The organism is Myxococcales bacterium (assembly GCA_022563535.1).
Lineage (GTDB): Bacteria > Myxococcota_A > UBA9160 > UBA9160 > UBA4427 > DUBZ01.
Genome location: JADFNE010000114.1, coordinates 1 through 8,216 on the forward strand (window position 1 = coordinate 1; position 8,216 = coordinate 8,216).

The following is an 8,216-nucleotide window of genomic DNA, read 5'->3' on the forward strand; positions in this document are numbered from 1 at the left end:
GCGATCTTCTTCAGCCTGAATTTGTTTTGTGACATCCCGTGAGGCGGAAAGTATCGAGCGTTCGCCGTTGTGGTTCTCACAGACCATGTCGATGCCGTCGAGCCACCTCCACGAACCGTCCTTGTGCCTGCAGCGAGTAAGCGGATAGTGGATAATCTTGCCAACTTCCGGGTAGACCGCCTCGTAGGCGGCGCGAGAGGCTTCTCGGTCATCTGGGTGGACATTGGCAAACTGGGTCTCCGTGTCGGGTAGATCTTCCTTCGTGTAGCCCAGCACATCGTAGAGGGATGAGTTCGCCCAAACGACCCGACCGTCCTTGTCTGACTGTTGCAGGATGACATCGTGATTGAGTTCGTCCAGGATGCGGTAGCGCTCCTCGCTTTCGCGGAGCTCTTCGAGGGCACGTTGGGTTTTTGATACATCTCGCACTACGGAGAGAATCACTCTTTCTCCCGTCTCGGTCTGGTAGACGCGGTCACCTCCCTCGTACCAGCCGTATGATCCGTCCTTGTGTCGGATCCGATAGGGCTCGTACGAACAGCTGGCGCCCACTTCTTTGCACTCAGCGTAGAACGTCGTACAGACGCGTTCACGGTCGTCTGGGTGGAGGATCTCTTCGAAGGCGCGCCGGGTTTTGAAGTAGTCGGCCGTGTAACCCCATAGATTCATGAGGCCCGAATTGGCCCAGATCAGCTCGCCGTCTGGATTCGTAATGAGCAGCACCATATCGCGACTCATCTCGTCGACCATCTGGTTCCGCTCACGGGTCTCGCGCAGAGAGAGGTTCGTCTGCGAGATCGCAGAGATGTCCCTCACGTGAGCAATCAGATTGGGAGTGCCCTCCGAATTCCGGTAGGGGCACGCCACGACCTCGAACGTTTTCCACCGCCCGTCCTTGTGGCACAGTCGACAGGAAAGGACTTGGCTATCTCCGGAGGCCATGAGCTTCGCGAAGCGCTCTTGGAGATGGCCCCAATCCTCTTTGTGGATCCAGTCCGGGCGGCCGTGATGGATCACCTCGTCCGGCGTATAGCCGAGTACCGTCTGTATGCTCGGCGTGACGTGGGTAATCCTGAAGCGCTCGTCCAGCTCGACCGCAAAGGTTCCGGCGGATTCCAGCAGGTTGAAATAGGCGGCAGTCTTGGCAGCGAAGTCGAATGACGCATTCGCTTCGTAGAGCGCTTCAAAGCTGGCCAGGCGCCGCTTCAGCGCTTCATTTTCCTCGACCAGATCGCGCTTTGTCTTTTGCGCATCAGCGCTCATTAAGCTGTCCTCTGGTGGAGGTGCATCGGGGCCACCTCAACGCCTCTCCATCTTACACCCGACGCCCGCCGCGATCCATTACAAGAGAGGGTCCTTTTGGATCGGACTCTCCCGCCAATACCAGCCTGCTGGCGCGAAATCCCTATTACCTCACACATCGCGTTAGACTCCGCGCGAGGAGAACGGAATGCAGCAAGGACGACCGAATGGCACGGACTTGATCGGCGGTATCGCGAGCACGCGCATCGTGCCCGGGGACCCGCCGACGCACGGCGACGATTGCGTGAGTCTCTCTGCCTGGGGCTTCGAAGATTCGCGCTTTGAGGCACGCGCGGACAGAAGCGTCGTCATGATGGGGGATCGCTATGCGATCTCCGGGTCCGTGCTGCCCGATCTGCTGCCCTGGATGGAGGGCGTGCTTGGGGTGGAACTGAACCCCAATGATGTTCATCCCCCTTCGTATCCACCCAAGGTTCAAGAGCCGAAGACCGACGAGTCCTTCCTGGCAGCACTCCGCAAGTTTCTCCCCGAATCCTCTATCTGCAATGACCCTCAAGTCCGTTTGCGACACGCGCATGGGCACTCCCAGGAGGACATGTGGGCGATTCGTTATCAGCAACCGCCCCGGCTTCCGGACCTGGTGATCCAGCCCGGGTGTGAGGAAGATGTCGAAGCCATCATGGACGTCGCGATCCAGCACCGGGTCTGTCTGGTCCCGTTCGGCGGGGGTACCAATGTCACCGAGGCGCTCGCAGTTCCCGAAAGCGAACAACGACTGTTGGTGTCGGTGGATCTGAGTCGCCTGAACCGAATCTTGTGGATCGACCCGACGAACATGACTGCCTGCATTCAGGCGGGTGCTGTCGGGCGCCACGTGGCATCACAGCTTGCGGAGTACGGTTTCATCATAGGCCACGAGCCTGACAGCATTGAGTTCTCGACGGTAGGCGGCTGGGTTGCCACCCATGCGAGCGGCATGAAGAAGAACCGCTACGGAAATATCGAAGACCTGTTGCTCGACGTTCGGATCGTTACGCCGGACGGCGTAATCGAGCGCGACAACGTTTGTCCCAGAGAAAGCATCGGCATCGACCCGCGTCGTTGGATTCTCGGCTCGGAGGGAACCCTCGGGATCGTCACCCGGGTAGTGATGAAGATCTTTCCGGTCCCAGAGGTGCAGCACTACGACGCAGTGTTGTTTCGCAACTTCGAGAGCGGAGTTGCCTTCCTATACGACCTCCAGCGCGAGGCAGTCCCCCCGGCGAGCGTGCGCCTGGTCGACAATCTTCAATTTCAGCTGAGCCAGACCCTGAAGCCAAAGGCCGAGGGCGCAAAGGCGCTGATGCGCAAGTTCGAGCGTTTGTACGTTACCGGTCTGCGCGGCTTCGACCCGGATCAGATGGTCGCTTGTTCTTTCGTCTTCGAGGGGAGCAAGGTCGAGGTGCGCAGCCAGGAACATGCGGTAGCCAAGCTCGCCAAACGTCATCGCGGAATGCACGCGGGGGCGGAAAACGGAAGACGCGGCTACCAACTGACTTTCGGCATCGCCTACCTGCGCGACTTCATCATGCGCCACTGGGTCCTGGCCGAATCTTTCGAGACATCGGTTTCGTGGAGCCAGGCGCTCACTCTCTGCGAGAACGTCAAGCGTCGGGTGCGCGAAGAGTATGCGGCGCGGGGTTTGCCGGGAGCGCCCTTCATCAGCTGCCGGATCACCCAACTCTATCACTCGGGCGTCTGTATCTACTTCTACTTCGCGCATCACTACAAGGGGCTCGATCATCCGAGTGAGATCTATGCCGAACTCGAAAGCTGCGCCCGGGACGAGGTCTTGAAATCGGGCGGCTCGCTTTCGCATCACCACGGGGTGGGGAAGCTGCGGCTCGGTTTTTTGCCGCGGGTGCTCTCGCCCGCGGCATTGCGTTGGGCCGCCGCACTCAAACAGTCCCTCGATCCAGAGAACGTGCTTGGGGCGGGCAACTTGCTGCCTCCCGCTCCAGCGTCGGAAGCTACTGACAGTGAGTGACGAAGGCGTGAGTTTGGACCTGAACACGTTGCTTGCAGAAGCCCAGCAGCGCGCGGGTGGGCTCGACGACCTCGGCAGTGGCCCCTTCATCGATCCACTCAATCGACTCCTCGAGTCGTTGGAAAAGGAAGCCCAACTCAACACGATTGGCCGGATCATCGCGAAGGAACGCATTCTCGGGCACACGGTGAACCGCCTGGGCTACGTCGAAGACCGAAAGCGGTTTCCGGAAATCGCCTTGGAGACGATCACGAAACCGGTCTTCATCATTGGCTTGCCCCGCACCGGGACCACGATCCTCCACGACATCCTCGCGCAAGATCCCAGCAGCCGGGCACCGCTCACGTGGGAAACCATGTTTCCTTCACCGCCCCCCGAAGCAGCGACGTTTCACAGTGATCCGCGCATCGCGCAGTGCGCCGCCACCTTTCCGGACATCGACGCACTGATCCCGGGCTTCAAGGCCATGCATCCGATGGGTGCCACACTATCGCAAGAGTGCGTGACGATGATGGGCGAGACGATGTGTACGCCTTTGTTCCACAACCAGTTCCGCGTCCCTTCGTACCAGGACTGGCTAGACGAAGAAGCGGACCTGTCACACGTCTACGACTTTCATCGAAAACAATTGCAGCACCTGCAGTCGCGCCATCGGCGGGACCGTTGGGTGCTGAAGACGGGCGCCCATATGTGGGGTTTAGAGCATCTGCTCGCGACTTATCCCGACGCGCGCATTGTGTTTACCCACCGCGACCCCGTGCAGTCCATGACCTCCTACGCCAGCCTGACCTCGCTGGTGCGATCCATGGGTAGCGATCATGTCGATCGCAAGGAGATCGCGGCCGACTGGACCCAACGGCTCGAACGGGTACTGATGCATGCGATAGGAATCAGGCGGGACAACGAATACCCTGACGCACTTTTCTACGACATGCACTTCTCGGATTTCGTAAAGGACCAGTACGCCGTAGTCGAGAACATTTACCAGGCATTGGGCCTGGAAATGACCAGTGAAGCTGCGGGAAAGATGCGGGCCTTCATCGACGACAATCCCAAGGGCAAGCACGGGGTCCACCTATACACGCCGGAAGAGTATGGGGTCGACCCGCACGCGGTGCGGCAAGCCTTCAGCAACTACCTCGAGCGTTTCGATATTGCGCCCGAGGACGACTGAGGCTCCCACGTTCTCACATCGGAAAACTTTCGATTGTTGTTCAATTACACAGTAGTACGACGTGTGTTGCGTGGCCCCGATAGTACGAAGCCGATTACTCCCAGGTGATCCGTTGTCCGCATGGTCCGCTTGATCGAGTAACATTCAAAATCGAAGCGGCGGAATCTGATATACTGCCCGCTCAGTTGTCGTGAAATTAGTTGTGATTTACCTGTGGAACTTGCAGCGGTCAGGGGGTGGTCGGAGCTGTCCGTATTTCACTAAACCGACCGCGTGGAATTCTATCCTTGCAGTACTTACCCTCTACGTTGCTGAGCCTGCTCCTGTTGCTCTCGAGTCCGGCGCTCACTGCGGCGGTGACGCTCGAACCCCCCGGTCCGACCATCCCTCCTGCTGTATTCGCCAACGTCATGGACTATGGCGCTGTCGGAAATGCAGTCATTGGTGATCAAACGAACGACACCAATGATATTCCGGCATTCATGGCTGCCATCGCCGACTCGATTGCTCTAGGGCACCGAAACGTTTACGTGCCGTGCGGAAACTACCGGCTCGGCACCGACGGCATTACCCCCTTCTTCTCCCTCGTGCTGGTCTTTGGTGACGACGGTGTTCGAATTTTTGGTGATGGCGATTGCTCCGTGCTGTTGCCGGCACAGGCGACAGGCCAGGTCTTGATTGGGCTCTGCTACGATACGAGTTGCTTACACGGCACCGGGCCGGGGCCGGACAACGTCATTATCGAGAACCTCAAGCTTCTGGACGATGATCCGGTGGGACATGGTCACTCCCATTCATACGTTGCCGAAGTGAAGAACGTCAAGGGCACATTCGTCTTTAACGAGACGCTTACGTTCACCGGTAACGTGACTGCAACGTTTCACTCGATCCGCCCCGATGGAAGCATGTGGTACATGGATGATTTGCGGTTCAACCCACTGTTTGGGGAGGTCGTCGGCCAGACAAGCGGCGCAACTGCACTGTGGAAGTCCCACGAGCCCCCCACCGTCGAGGAGACCCACGGCATCTTCTTTCAAGCTGGCACCAACCTGATCGTCCGAAACACCACATTCGAGAGCCTAGGCGATGAGAGCGTCGTGCTCGACAGTGAAACTTCGGGTGCCAAGATCCTGGGCAACAATTTCGTCAACTGTCCAAGCGTTCCCAGCGCTGGATCTTGCGTCGATGTATCCGCATCCAACGACGTCGAAATCGCGTTCAATGTCTATGACGTAGGCGTGGGTGCCGGCGCCGGTTGGAGCAACAGGGCGATCGATATCGCAAGTTCGTACACTGGCGACGTGGTTGCGAATCTCCATATTCATGATGAGGTCATTCGCGATAGCTGCGACATCGCTACGGAACCATGGGAATGTGCCGAGATCGGAATCTACCTGGCATCGATCAGTGGCGATATTTCCAATCTGATCATCGAAAATTCGATCGTTGAAGTGTCTCAAAGCAACGGGATCGCAATCGGATGCTTCCTCAGTTGTGGCGAGGCATTCGACAACATCGGCATTACAATACGAAACAACTCGAGCATCATCGGGCAAATATTCCTGCCTGCCCTGGGCGCATTAATCGAGAACAATTTCGTGCAAACCGCGCCGGGTTCCCAGCAGTCAGCCATCCAGGTACAAGGCGACAATATCGACGTTGTTGGGAATTACATTGACGGTCCCGCGGGGGGGTGTGTCAGCATCATCGGAGGGGGCACATTTTCGATCGTCAACAACGACTGTGTGAACGCCGGCGGCGAGAGCGCCCGCCCGATCATGGGATACGGATTCTCGGACGACCCCGTAGATTCTGGTTGGCACCTCACGATTCAGGACAACCGCATCTCAGCCAACAATGGACCCCAAAGTTACAATACGATCGATTGCCGGGGTGTCATCGACTCTTGGGCTCTGAACAACGAGATCACGGGGGGGAAAACGAATCAGACGGCCATCTACAACTGCACGAATGTCAGCGGGAATACGCTGACGGGCATTCCCGGCGCGGGGATTCGCTGGAACGACATGGATACCGTCAATGCAACAAACAATACGCTCATTCATGGCTGGGACGGGATCCTGCTCTACAACACTGCATTCGCAACGATTCAGGACAACTATCTTGAAGATCAATTATTTAGTGCGGTATCGGAGTCTGGTTCGAGCGACGAGAACGTCTGCAGTGCCAATGTTTCTGTCGGCCCAGGAGGCGGCCCGGGCGGTGCACCCATCAACTGCTCTGGCGACGGGGTTCCCATTGGCGAGGACAATTGTCCCGGGATTGCCAATGCGGATCAGGCCGACGTGGATAGCGATGGCATTGGCGATGCTTGTGACAACTGCGTCTTCACGCCCAACCCAACCCAACTCGATACTGACCTGGATGGGGTAGGGGATGCTTGCGAGGGCGCGGCGATCACTCTGATCCACCCGCCCTATCTGCAACTGGGTACCCCTGCCAGTATGATCGTACGATGGGAAACCGACGTGAGTACGGAGAGCACCTTACGCTACGGCCCCGATCCGGCCAACCTTTCCACGACGCTGACCATCCCCGTTCCGAATACGAAACACGAGTTCGAAATCAACTTGCTCAATTCGAACATCAAATATTACTACTCCGTCGGAACGATCACTGAGACTCTCGCAGGAGGCGATAGTGATCACTACTTCGTCACATCACCACTTACAGGCGCTATCGATCCTGTACGGCTCTGGGTGCTCGGTGATTCGGGCCGCAACAACGCGATTTCTGCGTCGCTCAAGGCGGCCTATCTCAATTATGTCGGAGTCGATCTTGCAGACGCTGTGATCATGCTCGGTGACAATGCGTACCTAAACGGAACGTATGCCGAATACTCAGACGCAGTATTCAACAACTTCCCGGAGATCCTTCGAAACACGGTCCTATGGCCCAGCATCGGCAACCACGACACGGACAGCTCGGATTCTCCAACGCAGACGGGACCGTATTTCGATGTATTTACGCTGCCTACTTTGGGTGAGGCTGGAGGTGTCGCCAGTAATACAGAGGCCTATTACTCGTTCGATTACGCCAATATCCACTTCGTCGCACTGGATTCGGCGGACTCCGACAGGAGTGTTGGCGGTATCCAGTACAACTGGCTATCGGCCGATCTTGCCAACACCAATCAGCGTTGGATCATCGTCTTCTTCCATCATCCGCCCTATAGCAAGGGCACACATGATTCGGACACGGAAGGCAGGATGATTGAGATGCGAACGAACTTTGCGCCTGTCTTCGAACAGTACGGAGTCGACCTCGTTCTCACGGGCCACAGCCACAGTTATGAGCGTTCGTTTCTCATTGAGGGACACTACGGGCTGTCGAACACATTCGATGCCATGAGCCACATGGTCGATGGAGGAGATGGCAACCCGTTTGGGGATGGTGCGTACTTTACTGAGCTAATGGGACCGATGAGCCACCGAGGAACGGTCTACACGGCCATGGGATGTGCCATTGACGCTCAGGCTGGTGGAACGTTCGACCATCCAGTCATGACGTCGAATATTTCATTGACCCTGGGATCGATGATCATCGACGTGAATGACCTTCAACTCGACGCTGTCTTCCTCAGCAATGCTGGTGTCGTCCTCGACAGCTTTCAGATCAGCAAGAATTGTCTCTATGTCGGCTGCATCCCCCCCCCGTCCCGTCGTTTTCGCCTGGATCGCTGCTGGTGTTGGTGGGCCTGATGGGTCTATCCGGCTTTTGGTACGGAGTGCG

General features: G+C 57.4%; 4 protein-coding genes. 3 read left to right on the plus strand and 1 reads right to left on the minus strand.

The window, feature by feature from the left end:
• A partial coding sequence (locus IH881_19470) for a PAS domain-containing protein (GenBank protein ID MCH7869882.1) occupies positions 1-1,263 on the minus strand: 1,263 nt, incomplete at its 3' end.
• A 187-nt stretch (positions 1,264-1,450) separates the two neighbouring features.
• Here IH881_19470 and IH881_19475 point away from each other — a divergent pair.
• From IH881_19475 to IH881_19485, 3 genes are all read left to right on the plus strand, one after another.
• Entirely contained in the window at positions 1,451-3,289 is a 1,839-nt protein-coding gene (locus IH881_19475; GenBank protein ID MCH7869883.1) for an FAD-binding oxidoreductase, read from the plus strand.
• Positions 3,282-4,463 (plus strand): sulfotransferase, encoded by a 1,182-nt coding sequence (locus IH881_19480; protein ID MCH7869884.1) that lies wholly within the window; start codon positions 3,282-3,284, stop codon positions 4,461-4,463. The genes IH881_19475 and IH881_19480 overlap by 8 nt, the downstream gene beginning before the upstream one ends.
• Before the next feature lie 287 nt (positions 4,464-4,750).
• Positions 4,751-8,185 (plus strand): metallophosphoesterase, encoded by a 3,435-nt coding sequence (locus IH881_19485; protein ID MCH7869885.1) that lies wholly within the window; start codon positions 4,751-4,753, stop codon positions 8,183-8,185.
• Positions 8,186-8,216 lie beyond the last annotated feature (31 nt).